Genomic DNA, 19,389 nt, shown 5'->3' on the forward strand with positions numbered 1-19,389 from the left:
CGTCTCTTCTGACGAGCCTAACAAGGCTACTGACGAGCACACCCCTTTTTCTTGCAACACAGATTCTACAAACAGACGATCAACTGTGTCGGCTGTGCCCATCAAGGCTTTTCCGAGGCTGCTATTGGCCAACACCGGACGCCAGGGCAACATTTCCAAGCCGAAGACTGATACAAACTAACGTCAGTGAATGCTCGGCAGATACACTCCCCATGCAAACGATAGATGTTCGAGCACTCGATACGTGCGCTTGATCACTTCACGGGCCCTCATTTACACGCAGTGATGACGAGAACGCCATGGCCGGGCTGATTCCCCAGAGTTTTATTGACGACCTTCTTAACCGCACCGACATCGTCGATGTTGTCAGCTCGCGCGTGCAAATGAAGAAGGCCGGCAAGAACTACACCGCCTGCTGCCCGTTCCACAAAGAAAAAACCCCGTCATTCAGCGTCAGCCCCGACAAGCAGTTCTACTACTGCTTCGGTTGCGGCGCGGGCGGCAATGCCCTCGGCTTTATCATGGACCACGACAACCTGGACTTCCCCCAGGCTGTCGAGGAACTGGCCAAAGCCGCCGGCATGGAAATCCCCCGCGAAGAAAGTGGCCGCTCGCACAAACCGCGTCAACCCACTGATTCGCCGCTGTACCCGCTGCTGACGGCCGCTGCCGACTTCTACCGTCAGGCGCTTAAAAGCCATCCGCAGCGCAAGGCCGCCGTCGAGTACCTCAAGGGTCGCGGCCTCACCGGTGAGATCGCCCGGGATTTTGGCCTGGGCTTCGCCCCGCCGGGCTGGGACAACCTGTACAAGCATCTGAGCAGCGATACGCTGCAGCAGAAGGCCATGATCGATGCCGGTCTACTCGTGGAAAACGCCGAGACCGGCAAGCGCTATGACCGCTTCCGCGACCGCGTGATGTTTCCGATCCGCGACAGCCGTGGCCGCATCATCGCTTTTGGTGGCCGCGTGCTCGGGGACGACAAGCCTAAATACCTGAACTCCCCGGAAACGCCGGTATTTCACAAGGGCCAGGAACTCTACGGCCTGTTTGAAGCGCGCAAAAACAATCGCAACCTCGATGAAATCATCGTGGTGGAAGGCTACATGGACGTCATTGCCCTGGCGCAGCAAGGCCTGCGCAATGCCGTCGCTACCCTGGGCACCGCCACCAGCGAAGAACACATGAAGCGTCTCTTTCGCGTGGTGCCCAGCGTGCTGTTCTGTTTTGACGGCGACCAGGCCGGCCGTAACGCCGCTTGGCGTGCGCTCGAAGCCACGCTGTCGAGCCTGCAGGACGGGCGCCGCGCGCGCTTTCTGTTCCTGCCCGAAGGCGAAGACCCGGACACCCTGGTGCGCTCCGAAGGCACCGACGCCTTCCGCGCCCGCATCAATCAACACGCACAGCCGCTGGCGGACTATTTCTTCCAGCAGTTAACCGAAGAAGCCGACCCGCGCTCCCTCGAAGGCAAGGCCCACATGGCCACCCTCGCAGCGCCGCTGATCGACAAAGTGCCAGGCGCCAACCTGAAGTCACTGATGCGCATGCGCCTGCTGGAAATCACCGGCCTGAGTGGCGAGGCCGTCAGCCAGCTGGTGCATAGCGCACCGCAGGAAGCGCCACCGGCCTACGACCCAGGCATGGATTACGACGCCATGCCGGACTATTCCGACTTCCACCAACCGCAGGAGGCCTATGCGCCCCAGCAGGAGTGGACACCGAAGAAACCCGGCGCCGGCGGTAAAAAATGGGACAAGAAACCCTGGAACAAGAACGGCAAACGCGGTGACCGCGACGAGGCATACGCGCCGCGAACTCCTGTCGCCGTCGAAGCTCCAACGCTCATTGCGCTGCGAACACTTATTCACCACCCGCAATTGGCAAAAAAAGTTGAGAGCGCCGATCACTTTGCCAACGAGAGCAACACGTATGCTCAGGTACTGATCGCCTTGATTGAGGCGGTACAGAAAAATCCTAAGCTAAACTCAATTCAATTGATGGCTCGTTGGCACGGCACCGAACAAGGACGCTTGCTTAAAGCACTGGCGGAAAAGGAGTGGCTAATTGACGGCGACAACCTTGAACAACAGTTTTTAGACACCATTACTAGGTTATCCGCAGGTCAGCACACGCAGACCCTGGATGAGCTGATCAAGCGTGCAAGGCAGCCGGGATTGTCGGCTGAAGAGCAAATTCAGATAGCAAAACAGATGCGCGACCTCTTAAAACAGAATGTTTGTACATCTAACCCGACCTCAGCTGGCGTGTGAGGTCATAGCTCGGGTATAATCCTCGGCTTGTTTTTTGCCCGCCAAGACCTTCAGTGGATAGGGTGTTATGTCCGGAAAAGCGCAACAACAGTCTCGTATTAAAGAGTTGATCACCCTTGGTCGTGAGCAGAAATATCTGACTTACGCAGAGGTCAACGATCACCTGCCTGAGGATATTTCAGATCCTGAGCAGGTGGAAGACATCATCCGCATGATTAATGACATGGGGATCCCCGTACACGAGAGTGCTCCGGATGCGGACGCCCTTATGTTGGCCGACTCCGATACCGACGAGGCAGCTGCTGAAGAAGCGGCTGCTGCGCTGGCAGCGGTGGAGACCGACATCGGTCGTACGACTGACCCTGTGCGCATGTATATGCGTGAAATGGGTACCGTCGAGCTGCTGACACGTGAAGGCGAAATCGAAATCGCCAAACGTATTGAAGAGGGTATCCGTGAAGTGATGGGCGCAATCGCGCACTTCCCTGGCACGGTTGACCACATTCTCTCCGAGTACACTCGCGTCACCACCGAAGGTGGCCGCCTGTCTGACGTTCTGAGCGGCTACATCGACCCGGACGACGGCATTGCGCCGCCTGCCGCCGAAGTACCGCCGCCCGTCGATGCGAAAGCCGCGAAGGCTGACGACGACACCGAAGACGACGATGCTGAAGCCAGCAGCGACGACGAAGATGAAGTTGAAAGCGGCCCGGACCCGATCATCGCAGCCCAGCGTTTCGGTGCGGTTTCCGATCAAATGGAAATCACCCGCAAGGCCCTGAAAAAGCACGGTCGCTCCAACAAGCTGGCGATTGCCGAGCTGGTGGCCCTGGCTGAGCTGTTCATGCCGATCAAGCTGGTACCGAAGCAATTCGAAGGCTTGGTTGAGCGTGTTCGCAGTGCCCTTGAACGTCTGCGTGCGCAAGAACGCGCAATCATGCAGCTGTGTGTACGTGATGCACGTATGCCGCGGGCTGACTTCCTGCGCCAGTTCCCGGGCAACGAAGTAGACGAAAGCTGGACCGACGCACTGGCCAAAGGCAAGGCGAAATACGCCGAAGCCATTGGTCGCCTGCAGCCGGACATCATCCGTTGCCAGCAGAAGCTGACCGCGCTTGAGACCGAAACCGGTCTGACGATTGCTGAAATCAAAGACATCAACCGTCGCATGTCGATCGGTGAGGCCAAGGCCCGCCGCGCGAAGAAAGAGATGGTTGAAGCGAACTTGCGTCTGGTGATCTCGATCGCCAAGAAGTACACCAACCGTGGTCTGCAATTCCTCGATCTGATCCAGGAAGGCAACATCGGCTTGATGAAGGCGGTGGACAAGTTCGAATACCGTCGCGGCTACAAGTTCTCGACTTATGCCACCTGGTGGATCCGTCAGGCGATCACTCGCTCGATCGCCGACCAGGCTCGCACCATCCGTATTCCGGTGCACATGATCGAGACGATCAACAAGCTCAACCGTATTTCCCGGCAGATGTTGCAGGAAATGGGTCGCGAACCGACCCCGGAAGAGCTGGGCGAACGCATGGAAATGCCTGAGGATAAAATCCGCAAGGTATTGAAGATCGCTAAAGAGCCGATCTCCATGGAAACGCCGATTGGTGATGACGAAGACTCCCACCTGGGTGACTTCATCGAAGACTCGACCATGCAGTCGCCAATCGATGTCGCCACTGTTGAGAGCCTTAAAGAAGCGACTCGCGACGTACTGTCCGGCCTCACTGCCCGTGAAGCCAAGGTACTGCGCATGCGTTTCGGCATCGACATGAATACCGACCACACCCTTGAGGAAGTCGGTAAGCAGTTTGACGTGACCCGCGAGCGGATCCGTCAGATCGAAGCCAAGGCACTGCGCAAGTTGCGCCACCCGACGCGAAGCGAGCATCTGCGCTCCTTCCTCGACGAGTGATACCAGAACCCCCGGCCCAGGCCGGGGGTTTTGTTTTCCATAGATTACTTTCTATGGATTAACTTCCCCCGCAACACCCCCTCCCCCGCAATGCCCGTCTACACTCGAAACATTCCCCGTGCCATAACGAGACCGTTATGCCCAGACTGCCGACCGTGATACTGCTGTCGCTGCTCGCCTGGACCGCAACGGCTGGCGCGTTGACTCTTACTGATGATGAGCGTGGCTGGCTGGCGGACCATCAGGAGCTGCGCCTGGGGGTGGACGCTTCTTGGCCGCCCTTCGAATACCGTGATGAAAATGGCCGTTATCAAGGCCTCGCAGCCGACTATGTACGCCTGATCCAGGACCGCCTGGGCGTGCGGATCAAGCTCATCGAGCCGGAAAACTGGACCGCCGTGCTCGAACAGGCGAAAAACAATCAGCTCGACCTGTTGCCCGGCATCATGTCGACGCCCGAACGCCAGAATTACCTGGGCTTTACACGTCCGTACCTGGATTTCCCGATCGTCATCCTCGCCCATGAGGGCGGCGCGAAACCGCGCAACCTTAAAGACCTGTACGGCCTGAAGATCGCCGTGGTGGAAAACTACGCGCCGCACGAATTACTGCGCACCCACCATCCCGACCTAAACCTGGTGGCCATGCCGAACGTCAGCTCGACGCTGCAAGCCCTGGCCACCGATGAAGTGGATGCGGTTGTCGGCGACCTCGCCTCCAGCGTCTGGAGCCTGCGCCAGCTCAAGCTGGATGGTTTATACGTCAGCGGCGAAACGCCCTATCGATACCAGTTGGCGATGGGCGTACCGCGCGACCAGAAAACACTGGTGGGCATCCTGGACAAAGTCCTCGCTGACCTCAGCTCCGACGAAACCGACGCGATCCAGCAACACTGGGTCGGCAGCTTCACCGATCACCGCACCTTCTGGGCCGACTTGCTGATGTACGGCCTGCCGGCGGTGCTGCTGCTGAGCACCGTGTTGGCCATCGTGATTCGCATCAACCGCCGGCTCAGCTCGGAAATTGCCCGGCGAGTCGCCCTTGAGCAAGAGTTGCGCAGCAGCGAATACCACTATCGCGGCCTGGTCGAGAGCCTGTCCGCGATTGCCTGGGAAGCCAGCATCACCGACTTCACCTACAGCTACGTTTCGCCCCACGCCGAAGACCTGCTGGGCTATCCCCGCGCCCATTGGCTGATTCCAGGCTTCTGGCGCAACATCATCCACCCTGCCGACCTGACCCGAGCGGAGGCATTCTGCTTCCAGGAAACCCGCGCCAACCGCGATCACAGCCTCGATTATCGAGTGATTACCGCCGACGGCCGTTGCTTGTGGGTGCGCGATATCGTCAGCCTGATCGAGCACGGCCATGAGCCGGTGTTGCGCGGTTTGATGATCGATATCAGCGAAGCCAAGCGCACAGAGGAGGCTTTGCAGCTTTCCGAAGAGAAGTTTGCCTCGGTGTTTCAGCAATGCCCGGACATCCTGGTCATCGCCCGCCTCTCTGATGGCTGCCTGCTGGAGGTGAACAAGGCATTCGAGGACCAGATTGGGCTGAGCGCCGAACAAGTCGTGGGCAAGACCGCCACCGAGCTGAACATCTGGGGCATTCAAGGCGTCGGCCCCGACCTGCTGCAACGTGTGCAGACCACCAGCATCCGCAACCTGGAAATGCCATTTCTGCGCAGCAATGGCCAGGCATTTACCGGGCTGATCTCCGCCGAACCGTTCCAACTCGACACCACAGAAGCCTTGGTGGTGGTGGTGCGTGACATCACCCAACTCAAGGAAACCCAGCAACTGCTGCAAACCTCCGAAGAGAAATTCGCCAAGGCCTTCCACGCCTCACCCGACGGTTTGCTGCTCAGCCGCCAACGCGATGGGCTTTTGATTGAAGTGAACGAAGGCTTCACCCGCCTGACGGGCTTTAGCAGTGCGAACTCGCTCGACCAGTCGACCCTGGACCTGGGCATCTGGGTCGACCTCAACGAACGCAAGCACATGCTGGAACTGATGCAACGCGACGGTTTTGTGCGTGACTTCGTCTGCCATATCCGCCGCGCCGACGGCTTGATTCGCCTGTGCGAAGTGTCCAGCCGGCCGCTGCCCATCGGCGAGGATGACTGCATGCTGACCATCGCCCGTGACATCACCGAACGCCAAGTGATGCAGGAAAAACTGCAACAGGCCGCCACGGTGTTCGAGAGCACGGCCGAAGGGGTATTGATCACCGACACCCGGCAGAACATCAGCGCCGTCAACCGTGCTTTCAGCGAAATCACCGGCTACAGCGAAGCCGAAGCCCTTGGTAGCACGCCGCGCCTGCTCGCTTCCGGCCTGCATGACAGCGCGTTCTATGCGGCGATGTGGCATCAATTGACGGCTCACGGCCACTGGCAGGGCGAGATTTCCAACCGCCGCAAAAACGGCGAGCTATACCCCAGCTGGCTGACCATCAGCGCCGTGCGTAACCGCGACCAGTTGATCACACACTTTGTTGCCGTGTTTGCCGACATCTCCAGTCTCAAGCACGCCCAGGCTCGCCTCGATTATCAGGCACACCACGACCCACTGACCGGCCTGCCCAACCGCACCCTGTTTGAAAGCCGACTGCAAGCCGCCCTCACCAGCCAGGAAGAAACCGGTCACCAAGGCGCCGTGCTGTTCCTCGACCTGGACCGGTTCAAGCATATCAACGACAGCCTCGGCCACCCCGTCGGCGACCTGCTGCTCAAGGACATCGCCGTGCGCCTCAAGGAGCAACTGCGCGACATCGACACCGTGGCACGCCTGGGCGGCGACGAATTCATCATCCTGCTGCCCGGCCTGCAACAAGCCAGCGATGCCGAACACCTGGCCAATAAACTGCTCGCCTGCTTCACCCCGCCGTTCCAGGCCGGCGAGCATGAGTTCTTTATCAGCGCCAGCATCGGCACCAGCCTCTATCCACAGGACGGTACCGACGTCGCTACCCTGGTCAAAAACGCCGATGCCGCGATGTACCGCTCCAAGGCCAAAGGCCGCAACCGTGTCGAGAGCTACACTCGCGACCTCACCGCCCAGGCCAACGAACGCGTGGCCCTCGAGCACGAACTGCGCCGTGCCATCGAGCGTGAAGAGCTGTTTCTGTACTACCAACCGAAGCTCAGCCTGGTCACCCAGGAACTGATCGGCGCCGAAGCATTGATTCGCTGGCACCACCCGACCTTTGGCGACGTGCCGCCGGAACACTTCATCTCCCTGGCCGAGGAGAACGGCACGATCCTGCAGATTGGCGACTGGGTACTGGAACAGGCCTGCCGTCAGATGCACACCTGGAAACACGCCTTCAACGATTTCGGCTCGCTGTCAGTCAACCTCGCCGGCGCACAACTGCGTCACCCCAACCTGCTCGCGCGCATCGAACAACTGTTGCACGACTACCACTTGGAGCCCGGTTGCCTGCAACTGGAGATCACCGAAAACTTCATCATGAGCCAGGCCGAAGAAGCCCTAGAAGTGCTGCACCAACTCAAGCACCTGGGCGTGCAACTGGCCATCGATGACTTCGGCACCGGCTATTCTTCACTCAGTTACCTCAAGCGCCTGCCACTGGACTTCCTCAAGATCGACCAGTCTTTCGTGCGCGGCCTGCCCGACGACCCCCACGACGCCGCCATCGTGCGCGCCATCATCGCCCTGGGCCACAGCATGCAATTCACCATCATTGCCGAAGGCGTGGAAAACCCCGCACAACAAGCCTTCCTGGCCGCCGAAGGCTGCGAACAGATGCAAGGCTACATCGTCAGCCTGCCGCTGCCGCCGGAGCTTTTTGCCGAGACTTTTCTTCATATGCGGGTTTCAGACTTTTCGGATGGCACAGCACGGAAACCGTCGCTATAATCCGCGTCCTACTGAGGGCCTATAGCTCAGTTGGTTAGAGCAGAGGACTCATAATCCTTTGGTCGTAGGTTCGAGTCCTACTGGGCCCACCAAACAAGAAAGCCGCGCACTGCGCGGCTTTTTCGTGTCTGGAAGTCTGTAACATACCGCCTCATTGCCCTCGCACCGGAGCCCACCCTTGCCCGTCCTCGATGAAATCGATCGCCAACTGATCGCCGCCTTGCAGATCAACGCCCGCGAAAGCGTGGCCATGCTTGCCCGGCAGTTGGGCATTGCGCGCACCACGGTGACCTCGCGCCTGGCGCGCCTGGAGAAAACCCAGGTGATCACCGGCTATGGCGTGCGCCTCGGGCAGCGTGTGGTCGATGGAGGTTTGCAGGCGTATGTCGGCATCACCGTTCAAGCGCGCTCGGGCAAGGAAGTGTTGCGCCGGCTGAGCGCCATGGCGCAGGTGCAGCAGTTGTGTGCGGTAAGCGGCGAGTTCGATTACGTGGCCTGGCTGCGCACCGATTCGCCGGAACAGTTGGACCAATTGCTGGACCAGATCGGCAGTGTCGATGGCGTAGAGAAAACCACCACGTCGATCATCCTCAGTAACAAATTGGACCGTGGTCAGCCAGTTTGACCAGCCACTTCGTCATTCTGACTAAAAACAATTCAATCCGACGACACATTGCGTCTTAATAACGAACGCTACGCTCCCTAAACTGGCTGCCATCTTTTCCTATACTCAACGGGCCGAATCCCGCGAGTCGTCAGTAAGGTCAGCCATGAGCATTCCGTCCAGCACCATCAGCAAGACCAATCGCCATCCCGCCGACGGTAAAAAACCTATCACCATCTTTGGCCCGGATTTTCCGTTTGCCTTTGATGACTGGATCGAACATCCGGCTGGCCTGGGCAGTATTCCCGCGGCCAACCATGGCGCGGAAGTGGCGATTGTGGGAGCCGGGATCGCAGGGCTGGTGGCGGCTTACGAGCTGATGAAGCTGGGCCTCAAGCCGGTGGTATACGAGGCCTCGAAGATGGGCGGGCGTTTGCGCTCCCAGGCCTTTGAAGGCGCCGAAGGCATCATCGCCGAGCTGGGCGGCATGCGTTTTCCGGTATCGTCCACTGCGTTCTACCACTATGTGGACAAGCTGGGCCTGGAGACCAAACCTTTTCCCAACCCACTGACACCGGCTTCCGGCAGCACCGTGGTCGACCTCGAAGGCCAGACCCACTACGCACAAAAACTCTCGGACCTGCCGGTGCTGTTCCAGGAAGTTGCCGATGCCTGGGCGGATGCGCTGGAGGCCGGCTCGCAGTTCGGTGATATCCAGCAAGCCATTCGCGATCGCGACGTGCCACGCCTCAAGGCGCTGTGGAACAAGCTGGTACCGCTGTGGGACGACCGCACCTTCTATGACTTCGTCGCCACGTCCAAGGCGTTCGCCAAACTGTCGTTCGCGCACCGCGAAGTGTTTGGCCAAGTGGGTTTCGGCACTGGCGGCTGGGACTCGGATTTCCCCAACTCGATGCTGGAAATCTTCCGCGTGGTGATGACCAACTGCGACGATCACCAACACCTGGTGGTTGGCGGCGTAGCGCAAGTGCCCATGGGCATCTGGCGCCATGTGCCGGAGCGTTGCGCCCATTGGCCCGCCGGCACCAGCCTCAGCTCTTTGCATCGCGGCGCGCCACGGGCAGGGGTAAAACGCATTGCCCACGCTGCCGATGGCCGCTTTGCGGTCACCGACAACTACGGTGACACCCGCGAATACGCCGCCGTGCTGACTACCTGTCAAAGCTGGCTGCTGACCACCCAGATCGAATGCGACGAAACCCTGTTCTCGCAAAAAATGTGGATGGCTCTGGACCGCACACGCTACATGCAATCGTCGAAAACCTTCGTGATGGTCGACCGCCCGTTCTGGAAAGACAAGGACCCGGAGACCGGCCGCGACCTGATGAGCATGACCCTCACCGATCGCCTCACCCGTGGCACCTATCTGTTCGACAACGGTGACGACAAGCCAGGCGTGATTTGCCTGTCGTACTCGTGGATGAGCGACGCGCTGAAAATGCTCCCGCAACCCATCGACAAGCGCGTGAAACTGGCGCTCGACGCGCTGAAAAAGATCTACCCGAAAGTCGATATCAAGGCGCGCATCATCGGCGACCCGATCACCGTGTCCTGGGAAGCCGACCCGCATTTCCTCGGCGCCTTCAAAGGCGCGTTGCCCGGCCACTATCGCTACAACCAGCGCATGTATGCGCACTTTATGCAGAAGGACATGCCCGCCGAACAGCGTGGGATTTTTATCGCCGGTGACGACGTATCCTGGACGCCTGCTTGGGTCGAGGGCGCGGTGCAAACCTCGCTGAATGCGGTATGGGGCATCATGACCCACTTCGGCGGCAGCACTCACCCCGAAAACCCGGGCCCAGGTGATGTCTTTGACGAAATCGGCCCGATCGCCCTGGCCGATTAAGGAGTTGAGCATGCGTGTCGCCCTGTACCAATGCCCACCGCTGCCGCTGGATGTGGCCGGCAACCTCAAGCGCCTGCATCAATTGGCGCATGAGGCGACCGGTGCCGACGTGCTGGTGCTGCCGGAGATGTTCCTCAGCGGCTACAACATTGGCGCGGAAGCGGTGGGCGCACTCGCCGAAGCCCAGGATGGGCCGTCGGCTCAGGCGATTGCCGAGCTGGCCAAAAGCGCCGGACTGGCCATTCTCTACGGTTACCCGGAGCGGGCTGAGGACGGGCAGATCTACAACGCCGTGCAGTTGATCGATGCCCACGGCCAGCGCCTGTGCAACTATCGCAAGACTCATCTGTTTGGCGACCTGGACCACTCGATGTTCAGCGCCGGGGAAGATGATTTCCCACTGGTGGAGCTTAACGGCTGGAAGCTCGGGTTTCTGATCTGCTACGACCTGGAGTTCCCGGAAAACACCCGCCGCCTGGCCCTGGCCGGCGCCGAGGTGATCCTGGTGCCGACGGCCAATATGGTGCCGTTCGACTTTGTTGCCGACGTGACCGTGCGGGCGCGGGCCTTTGAAAACCAGTGCTATGTGGCCTACGCCAACTACTGCGGGCACGAAGGCGAGATTCAGTACTGCGGGCAAAGCAGTATTGCTGCGCCCAATGGCCAGCGAATCGCCCAGGCGGGGCTGGATGAATCGTTGATCGTCGGTACGCTGGATCGCCAGTCGATCCTGGATGCCCGCGCGGCCAATCACTACCTGCAAGACCGTCGCCCAGAGTTGTACGGCGCGCTGCACAAGCCCTGAGCCAGACGGTTTGTTAGCATAGGCACATCCTACGTTTCGGAAGTGCCCATGCCTGCGCCGGCCCACCCTCATCACCTTGACTTGACCCTGGCCAACGGCCTGCGGGTTTCCTTGCGCCATGCGCCACGCTTGAAGCGTTGCGCCGCGATGTTGCGCGTGGCCGCCGGCAGCCATGACGTGCCACTCGCGTGGCCGGGCTTGGCGCATTTTCTTGAGCATTTGCTGTTTCTCGGCACTGCGCGTTTTCCCACAAGCGAAGGCTTGATGGCCTACGTGCAGCGCCAGGGTGGGCAGGTCAACGCCAGCACCCGCGAGCGCACCACGGACTTTTTCTTTGAATTGCCGGTGCCAACCTTTGCCGATGGGCTGGAGCGGCTGGCGGATATGCTCACCCATCCGCGCCTGACGATTGAAGACCAACTGCGTGAGCGCGAAGTGCTGCAAGCGGAGTTTGTGGCCTGGTCCCAGGATGCCAAGGCGCAGCAGCAGGTTGCGCTGCTGGAAGGCTTGGCGGCGGACCATCCGCTGCGCGGTTTTCATGCCGGTAATCGGGATAGCCTGCCGGTTGAGCGTGAGGCGTTTCAGCAGGCATTGAAGGAATTCCATACCAGGTTCTATCAGAGCGGGCAGATGACATTAAACCTTGCCGGCCCGCAACCATTGGAAGAACTGCAAGCGTTGGCCCAGCGTTTCAGCGACGAATTGGCCACTGGCCCTCAGCACCCACAGGCTGCGCCGCCTGCGCTGATGCTCGGCCACGCCCAGGGCTTTCAATACATCGCCGATAACCACCTGCACCATGTCATCACCTGTGACGCGCCTCGCCAAGCCCTGGCGTTTCTCTGCACCTGGCTCAATGCTACGGCGCCGGGTGGTTTACTGGCTGAGCTGAAAGCGCGAAAACTGGCCAATGCCATGCAGGCGACCGTGCTTTATGCGTTTGCCGGGCAAGCCGTATTGGATATCGACTTTACCCTCGATACTCAAGACGATTCGGCTACGCAAATCGAAGCGTTGCTGCACGACTGGCTGAGCTTTTTCGCACACAGCGATTGGACACCTTTACGCGAAGAGTTCGCCTTGCTGAACGCTCGCCAGCAACAGACCCAAAGTGCCTTGGCATGGGTGCGAAACGAAAGTGAAGACCTGTCGGAACAGGGCGTCGTCGCACTCAAAAAACTGCTGGATTCACTGCACCTCAAACCGGCCAGACAGGCTTGGCAGTTGCCGCCGAACAACCCATTCCTGCTTCCGCCGGCCAAAGAACAACGCGCCGAGCTGATCCGCGGCCAGACCAGCGCCCATCGTGGTTTGCGCACCTTCGCGCAAGACCGCTCCCGGGGCCGTCGTGAGGTGTCGGCGCTGACATTCAGCCAGGCATTGGCGGATGACACCGATGAAGGCGCGCTGTATCTGCAATGGCAGTTTGATAACGCCGCGCCCGTGGGGTTGGAAAATACATTACAGCCATTGCGCGAGAATGCCCGGCAGGCCGGAGTTGAGTTGTCTTTCGAAACGATCGGCAATGATTTCCTGGTGAAAATGGTCGGTCTTCATCAGCCCATGCCGGCTGTTCTGGACGTATTGGCGCAAAGCTTAAGCCTGCCACAAGACGCCGCACCCGCCGCGACACCGATGATCGCCATCCGAGCGTTGCTCAAGGCGCTGCCCGTTTGCTGCACCGACACTCACTCCGGGCCAGCTTCATGGGCTACGGCTCGATGGCATGGGCTCGGCTTTGGATTGCCGGCCGCTTGTGAAGCCGCGATCAAAATCGCCGCAGCGCGGCTGCCTGGGCAGGCGGCAAGCATTGAACACACACCGCCAACCCTCGACGGCCGGAAGCTCTGGCACGCGATAAATACAGACTCCAATGAAGCCGCTTTACTGCTGTTTTGCCCAGCACCGACGCCAGCCTTGGCCGACGAAGCCGCCTGGCGACTGCTTGGGCATCTGCTGCACGGGCCGTTTTACCAGTGCCTGCGGGTTGATCTGCAAATCGGCTACGCGGTCTTCAGCGGCATCCGACAGGTCAACGGGCAAACCGGGCTGCTGTTTGGTGTGCAGTCCCCCAGCGTTTCACTGAGCGGGATCGTCGATCACCTGCAGACCTTTCTGAAGCAATTACCGTCGTTAATCGACAGCAGCCCAGACCTGGGCAACCAGACCCTGGCGCAGCAATTCAGTGCCCAGCAACTGCCGCTCAACCAAGCCGCCGAACTGCTGTGGCAGGCTTACTTGGCGGGCCATCCGTCGGGTTACCTGGACCTGCTACAACAGTTGATACAAAACCGCACACGCGAGGATCTGCAGCGCGCCGCCCAGCAACTCAACGATGCCTCAGGCGGCTGGCGTTGCGTGGCCAACGGCCCGCGAATCAACGACTCCTGGCAACCGGCAGGCTGATCATTGCCAACCCTGCAACAGGCTTTTTCCGTCAAGACAGCGCTAACTTGAAAAGAATTGCGTAATATTCATACGCAATATCTGAACATCTCCAATAGGAGGTGGACTATATGTATTACTTGGTAGTGAACGTCCCATCCCTTGGTAGGAGTATGAATATGACCTGGTCCAAACCCGCTTACACTGATCTGCGTATCGGTTTCGAAGTCACCATGTACTTCGCCAGCCGTTGATTGGCTGAGTAATACAACGCCTCGGTTCGCCCGGGGCGTTTTTGTTTTGAGCTTTGCGTGATGGAGCAATCATGTTTGTCCAGATTCTAGGTTCCGCCGCCGGCGGTGGCTTCCCGCAGTGGAACTGCAACTGCGTGAACTGCGCAGGCTTTCGCGACGGCAGCCTGCGCGCCCAGGCGCGTACCCAGTCGTCCATCGCGATCTCCGACGATGGCGTGAACTGGGTGCTGTGCAATGCTTCGCCGGATATCCGTGCGCAACTGCAAGGCTTTGCGCCGATGCAACCCGGCCGTGCCCTGCGCGATACCGGCATCAGCGCAATTATCCTGATGGACAGTCAGATCGACCACACCACCGGCCTGTTGAGCTTGCGCGAAGGTTGCCCGCATCAGGTGTGGTGCACCGACATGGTCCATGAAGACCTCAGCACCGGTTTCCCGCTGTTCACCATGTTGACCCACTGGAACGGCGGCCTGGCGTGGAACCGTATCGAGCTGGACGCCAGCTTCACCATCCCGGCCTGCCCGAATCTGCGCTTCACCCCGCTGCCCTTGCGTAGCGCCGCGCCGCCCTACTCGCCGCACCGCTTTGACCCGCACCCAGGCGATAACATCGGCCTGATCGTCGAGGACCTGCGCACTGGCGGTAAATTGTTCTACGCCCCAGGCCTGGGCAAAGTCGACGCGCCGCTGCTGGAAATCATGGCGGGCAGCGACTGCCTGCTGGTGGACGGCACGATGTGGGACGACGATGAAATGCAGCGCCGCGGCGTCGGCACCCGCACCGGCCGCGAGATGGGCCACCTGGCGCAGAACGGCCCTGGCGGCATGCTCGAAGTACTGGAGCAGCTACCCAAGCAGCGCAAGGTGCTTATCCACATCAACAACACCAACCCGATCCTCGACGAAGACTCCCCCGAGCGCGCCGAGCTGGTGCGGCGCAATGTCGAAGTGGCTTACGACGGCATGAGCATTGAATTGTAGGAGCAGACGAAGTGACTGACACACCGTTGACCACCGCCGAGTTCGAAGCCGCCCTGCGGGCCAAAGGCGCCTTCTACCATATCCATCACCCGTACCACGTGGCGATGTATGAAGGCCGCGCCACCCGCGAGCAGATCCAGGGCTGGGTCGCCAACCGTTTCTACTATCAGGTGAACATCCCGCTCAAAGACGCCGCGATCCTGGCCAACTGCCCGGACCGCGAGATCCGCCGTGAGTGGATCCAGCGTCTGCTCGACCACGACGGCGCGCCCGGTGAAGACGGCGGTATTGAAGCCTGGCTGCGCCTGGGCCAGGCCGTCGGCCTCGACCCCGACCAGTTGCGCTCCCAGGAACTGGTACTGCCCGGCGTACGGTTTGCGGTGGATGCCTATGTCAACTTTGCCCGCCGCGCCAGCTGGCAGGAAGCTGCCAGCAGCTCGCTGACCGAACTGTTCGCGCCGCAGATCCACCAGTCGCGCCTCGACAGCTGGCCGCAGCACTACCCGTGGATCGACCCGGCCGGTTACGAGTATTTCCGCACCCGCCTGGGCCAGGCCCGTCGCGACGTAGAGCATGGTTTGGCGATCACGCTGCAGCACTACACCACCCGCGAAGGCCAGGAACGCATGCTGGAAATCCTGCAGTTCAAACTCGACATCCTGTGGAGCATGCTGGATGCCATGAGCATGGCCTACGAACTCAAACGCCCGCCGTATCACAGCGTGACCGAGCAGCGGGTCTGGCATAAAGGGATCACCCTATGAGCTTTGATCGCAGCAAAACACCAACCTGGCGCCAGGGCTATCGTTTCCAGTACGAGCCCGCGCAAAAAGGCCACGTGTTGCTCTACCCCGAAGGCATGATCAAGCTCAACGACAGCGCCGCCTTGATCGGCGGGCTGATCGACGGCGAGCGCGACGTGGCCGCCATCATCGCCGAGCTGGATAAACAATTCCCCGGCGTGCCTGAACTCGGTAAAGACATTGAGGATTTCATGGAGGTCGCCCGTGCTGAGCACTGGATCGAACTTGCCTGAAAAGCCACCGATCGGCCTGCCACTGTGGCTGCTCGCCGAGCTGACTTACCGCTGCCCGTTGCAGTGCCCGTATTGCTCCAACCCGCTGGATTTTGCCGAGCAGGGTAAAGAGCTGAGCACTGAGCAGTGGATCAAGGTGTTTCGCGAAGCGCGGGAAATGGGCGCCGCGCAACTGGGGTTTTCCGGCGGTGAACCGCTGGTGCGCCAGGACCTTGCCGAACTGATCGCCGAGGCGCGCAAGCTGGGTTTCTACACTAACCTGATCACCTCGGGCATCGGTCTCACCGAGCAGAAGATCAGCGACTTCAAGAAGGCGGGCCTGGACCACATCCAGATCAGCTTCCAGGCCAGCGATGAACAGGTGAACAACCTGCTCGCCGGCTCGAAAAAAGCCTTCGCGCAAAAGCTGGAAATGGCCCGCGCGGTGAAGGCCCACGGCTATCCGATGGTGCTGAATTTCGTTACCCATCGGCACAATATCGACAAGATCGACCGCATTATCGAGCTGTGCATCGCACTGGAGGCAGATTTCGTCGAGCTTGCCACCTGCCAGTTCTACGGCTGGGCGCAACTCAACCGTGTGGGCTTGCTGCCGACCCAGGAACAACTGGTACGCGCCGAACGCATCACCAACGAATACCGCGCCAAGCTCGAAGCCGAAGGCCACCCGTGCAAGCTGATATTCGTGACACCGGATTACTACGAGGAACGCCCGAAAGCCTGCATGAACGGCTGGGGCAGCATCTTTCTGACAGTGACGCCGGACGGCACCGCCCTGCCTTGCCACGGCGCCCGACAGATGCCGGTGCAATTTCCCAATGTGCGCGACCACAGCATGCAGCACATCTGGTACGACTCGTTTGGCTTCAACCGCTTTCGCGGCTACGACTGGATGCCCGAGCCGTGCCGTTCATGCGATGAAAAGGAAAAGGACTTCGGCGGCTGCCGTTGCCAGGCGTTCATGCTCACGGGCGATGCGAGCAATGCCGACCCGGTGTGCAGCAAGTCCGAGCAGCACGGCATCATCCTCAAGGCGCGGGAAGAAGCCGAGCATGCCACCCAGACCATCGAGCAGTTGGCCTTTCGCAACGAGCGCAATTCACGGCTCATCGCAAAAGGCTGACGGCCTCAGCGCTTGGCGATGATGTACACCGCGTGGATGATACCGGGGAAGTAACCGCACAGGGTCAGCAGGATGTTCAGCCAGAACGCGCCGCCGAAACCCACTTGCAGGAACACACCCAATGGCGGCAGCAGGATAGCGATGATGATACGAATGATGTCCATGGGTAAGCTCCAAAAAATCGGCTCGTGTGAGCCGTGTAGCTAATCGACCTTGGGCGTTCGTGAGGGTTCAGTGGGATCTGGCATTGGGCCATCTTCAGGCCAGAATCTCCAGGCCGTGTTTCTGTACGATGCTCAGTAACTTGAGCGCCATGCCGCTGGGTTGTTTTTCGCCGGACTCCCACTTTTTCACGGTGGAGGCGCTGGTGTTGAGGTAGCGAGCGAAAACGGGCTGACTGACATGACTGCTTTCACGCAGCTGCTTGATCTGCTCGGCCGGAATTTGTTCAGGGACGGCCGATAAGCACGCTTCGTCATATTCTCGGAGGGTGGTTTTGCTGATTGCTCCAATTGAATGAAGTGCTACGGCAGATTTATGAATCGACTCCAGCGCTTCACTTTCATATTTTTTGATCATGATGAATCTCCACAAACTCCCTTAAATCCAGTAATTGCTGGACTTGTGTGTCGTTTAAGCTTTCATAAGTTTTTGCCATCGCCCGAAACCAAATCAAATCTTTTTGACTGATAAAGCCATTGTTTTCACGGATGCTCAATCAACGTTTTCAATCCAAAAATTTCACGAACAAAAAAACGCCCCCAGCCAAAAGAATCAGGCTGGAGGCGCCGCGTATGCCGCGAGACGGTTCAGGAATAAGAGGTTAAACGGCGATGCCCTTGCGACATTGCAGTTGGGCGGTACGCACGCGGGAGAACGCGCGCGCCAGGCGCAGGAGCATTTCGTCGATGTGGCTTTTGCTGACGTTCAAGGCTGGAGTAAAACGCAAACAGTCGGGTTGCGGGGCGATAAGGATCAGGTCTTCGTGCAATGCGGCCTTTACCACGGCATCCGCAGAATCATCTGACAGCGTCAGGCCCCACAGGAGTCCGTTGCCGCGTAGTTGCCCATGGCCGTATCGATAGGCCAGCCGGGCAAGGCCTTCTCCCAGGTACAGGCCGGATTCGCGTACCTGTTCGAGAAAACCGCTTTCCAACACGACGTCGAGTACGGCTGTACCGGCAGACGCCATCAAAGCATTGCCGTGATGCGTACCCTCCAGTTCCCCCGCTTCGAAACAACAAGCCTTGCCGCGCGCCAGCAACGCCGCCAACGGCACACCGCCGCCCAAGCCTTTGCCGAGGGTGATGATGTCGGCACGCACGCCGTACTGTTGTTCAGCCAGCAGGCTGCCGCAACGGCCAATGCCGGTTTGCACTTCATCGAGGATCAGCAGGATCCCCAGTTCGCGGCACAGGCGCTCGACGCCCTTCAAATAGTGCTCGGTAGCAGGAATAACGCCAGCTTCACCCTGGATCGGCTCCAACATGATGGCAACCGTTTGGGCATCGACGGCGGCGTGCAGCGCCGGCAAGTCGTTGAAGGGCACATGGCTGAAACCCGGCAGTTGCGGCTCAAAACGGTTGCCGCCGGCACTCGCCGAGGCTGCCAGTGCCGCAAAGCTTCGCCCATGACAGCCGCCGCTGGCGCTGATAATGCGATAGGCACCACCGCGATACAGCTGGCCCCATTTACGCGCCAGTTTGATCGCGGCTTCACAGGCTTCCGAGCCGCTGTTGAGCAGGTAACCCTGGTCGCTGCCGGTGTGATCGCACAGCCGATCGACGAGGTTCAGTTGGGCGCGGTTGTGCAGGCCGTTGCCAGGGTTGATCAGCATATGAGTCTGATCGGCCAGGGCTTTGATCAATACCTGCGGGCTATGACCGAGGCTGTTGGCGGCGCTGCCCTGGCTGAAATCCAGATAGGCGCGCTCGTCGCTGTCCCAGAGCCAGGAGCCCTGGCCACGCACAAACACCTGCGCGGGCCTTGCCACAGTCGGCATCAGGGATTTACTGAAGCCGTCATGGCGCGCGTTCACGATCAAATCGTCCAGGCTCGGCGCAGGGCGACGAAACAGATTCACAGCTCACCCCCAATAGCAACCGGGCCTTGGTCGACGCCCCGTACAAACACACCCTTGAGGTTTTTTGCCTTGCCTATGTAAATGCTATCAACATAAACGCTGTTCATTGCCCGATCCGGCCCTGTAAGCCCTGCGAATAGGCGCTAGACTAGGCGTCCGAGGGGCCATCGGCCATTT

The 19,389-nt window shown here is 59.7% G+C and carries 16 protein-coding genes and 1 tRNA gene; 13 read left to right on the top strand and 4 right to left on the bottom strand.

What is annotated here, in order from left to right:
* The first annotated feature begins 299 nt into the window (after nt 1–299).
* From dnaG to pqqE, 13 genes are all read left to right on the top strand, one after another.
* The gene (gene dnaG, locus HBO41_RS20145) at nt 300–2,270 is read left to right on the top strand and encodes a DNA primase (RefSeq protein ID WP_017138050.1); all 1,971 of its coding nucleotides are present in this window, start codon (nt 300–302) and stop codon (nt 2,268–2,270) included.
* A 67-nt stretch (nt 2,271–2,337) separates the two neighbouring features.
* Nucleotides 2,338–4,188 (top strand): RNA polymerase sigma factor RpoD, encoded by a 1,851-nt coding sequence (rpoD, locus tag HBO41_RS20150; protein ID WP_017138049.1) that lies wholly within the window; start codon nt 2,338–2,340, stop codon nt 4,186–4,188.
* A 137-nt stretch (nt 4,189–4,325) separates the two neighbouring features.
* Complete coding sequence (locus HBO41_RS20155; RefSeq protein ID WP_169987488.1) at nt 4,326–8,069, top strand: EAL domain-containing protein; 3,744 nt, start codon at nt 4,326–4,328, stop codon at nt 8,067–8,069.
* A 15-nt stretch (nt 8,070–8,084) separates the two neighbouring features.
* Nucleotides 8,085–8,161, top strand: a tRNA-Ile gene (locus tag HBO41_RS20160).
* Nucleotides 8,162–8,247: 86 nt separating this feature from the next.
* Nucleotides 8,248–8,694, top strand: a complete 447-nt coding sequence (locus tag HBO41_RS20165; RefSeq protein WP_106575534.1) for an Lrp/AsnC family transcriptional regulator — start codon at nt 8,248–8,250, stop codon at nt 8,692–8,694.
* Between the two features lie 166 nt (nt 8,695–8,860).
* A complete protein-coding gene (locus tag HBO41_RS20170) occupies nt 8,861–10,543 on the top strand; it encodes an NAD(P)/FAD-dependent oxidoreductase (RefSeq protein WP_065929487.1) in 1,683 nt (560 codons plus the stop codon).
* A gap of 10 nt (nt 10,544–10,553) precedes the next feature.
* A complete protein-coding gene (locus HBO41_RS20175) occupies nt 10,554–11,348 on the top strand; it encodes a carbon-nitrogen hydrolase family protein (RefSeq protein WP_017138045.1) in 795 nt (264 codons plus the stop codon).
* Nucleotides 11,349–11,396: 48 nt separating this feature from the next.
* Nucleotides 11,397–13,754: a pyrroloquinoline quinone biosynthesis protein PqqF gene (gene pqqF / locus HBO41_RS20180; RefSeq protein ID WP_169987490.1), complete on the top strand. Its 2,358-nt coding sequence runs from the start codon at nt 11,397–11,399 to the stop codon at nt 13,752–13,754.
* A 158-nt stretch (nt 13,755–13,912) separates the two neighbouring features.
* Nucleotides 13,913–13,987: a pyrroloquinoline quinone precursor peptide PqqA gene (gene pqqA / locus HBO41_RS20185; protein WP_003194766.1), complete on the top strand. Its 75-nt coding sequence runs from the start codon at nt 13,913–13,915 to the stop codon at nt 13,985–13,987.
* 71 nt (nt 13,988–14,058) lie between these two features.
* On the top strand, nt 14,059–14,970 hold the full coding sequence (gene pqqB, locus HBO41_RS20190; protein WP_010207003.1) for a pyrroloquinoline quinone biosynthesis protein PqqB: 912 nt from the start codon (nt 14,059–14,061) through the stop codon (nt 14,968–14,970).
* A gap of 11 nt (nt 14,971–14,981) precedes the next feature.
* Nucleotides 14,982–15,734 carry a pyrroloquinoline-quinone synthase PqqC gene (gene pqqC, locus HBO41_RS20195; RefSeq protein WP_017138042.1) on the top strand — a complete coding sequence of 251 codons (753 nt, stop codon included), beginning with the start codon at nt 14,982–14,984 and terminating at the stop codon, nt 15,732–15,734.
* On the top strand, nt 15,731–16,006 hold the full coding sequence (gene pqqD, locus HBO41_RS20200; RefSeq protein WP_099550412.1) for a pyrroloquinoline quinone biosynthesis peptide chaperone PqqD: 276 nt from the start codon (nt 15,731–15,733) through the stop codon (nt 16,004–16,006). The genes pqqC and pqqD overlap by 4 nt, the downstream gene beginning before the upstream one ends.
* Nucleotides 15,999–17,129: a pyrroloquinoline quinone biosynthesis protein PqqE gene (gene pqqE, locus HBO41_RS20205; RefSeq protein WP_017138040.1), complete on the top strand. Its 1,131-nt coding sequence runs from the start codon at nt 15,999–16,001 to the stop codon at nt 17,127–17,129. Before pqqD ends, pqqE begins: the two co-directional genes overlap by 8 nt.
* Nucleotides 17,130–17,134: 5 nt before the next feature.
* On the opposite strand, the gene HBO41_RS20210 is transcribed toward pqqE, so the two are convergent.
* The 4 genes from HBO41_RS20210 to HBO41_RS20225 form a co-directional block, all read right to left on the bottom strand.
* Nucleotides 17,135–17,293, bottom strand: a complete 159-nt coding sequence (locus HBO41_RS20210; RefSeq protein WP_003194776.1) for a YqaE/Pmp3 family membrane protein — start codon at nt 17,291–17,293, stop codon at nt 17,135–17,137.
* Between the two features lie 94 nt (nt 17,294–17,387).
* Complete coding sequence (locus tag HBO41_RS20215; RefSeq protein ID WP_017138039.1) at nt 17,388–17,708, bottom strand: DNA-binding transcriptional regulator; 321 nt, start codon at nt 17,706–17,708, stop codon at nt 17,388–17,390.
* Nucleotides 17,692–17,847: a hypothetical protein gene (locus tag HBO41_RS20220; protein WP_157786506.1), complete on the bottom strand. Its 156-nt coding sequence runs from the start codon at nt 17,845–17,847 to the stop codon at nt 17,692–17,694. The genes HBO41_RS20215 and HBO41_RS20220 overlap by 17 nt, the downstream gene beginning before the upstream one ends.
* A gap of 105 nt (nt 17,848–17,952) precedes the next feature.
* Complete coding sequence (locus tag HBO41_RS20225; RefSeq protein ID WP_169987492.1) at nt 17,953–19,212, bottom strand: aminotransferase class III-fold pyridoxal phosphate-dependent enzyme; 1,260 nt, start codon at nt 19,210–19,212, stop codon at nt 17,953–17,955.
* Nucleotides 19,213–19,389: the final 177 nt, after the last annotated feature.

The sequence above is a fragment of the Pseudomonas sp. WS 5146 genome, assembly GCF_012985495.1.
GTDB lineage: Bacteria > Pseudomonadota > Gammaproteobacteria > Pseudomonadales > Pseudomonadaceae > Aquipseudomonas > Aquipseudomonas edaphica.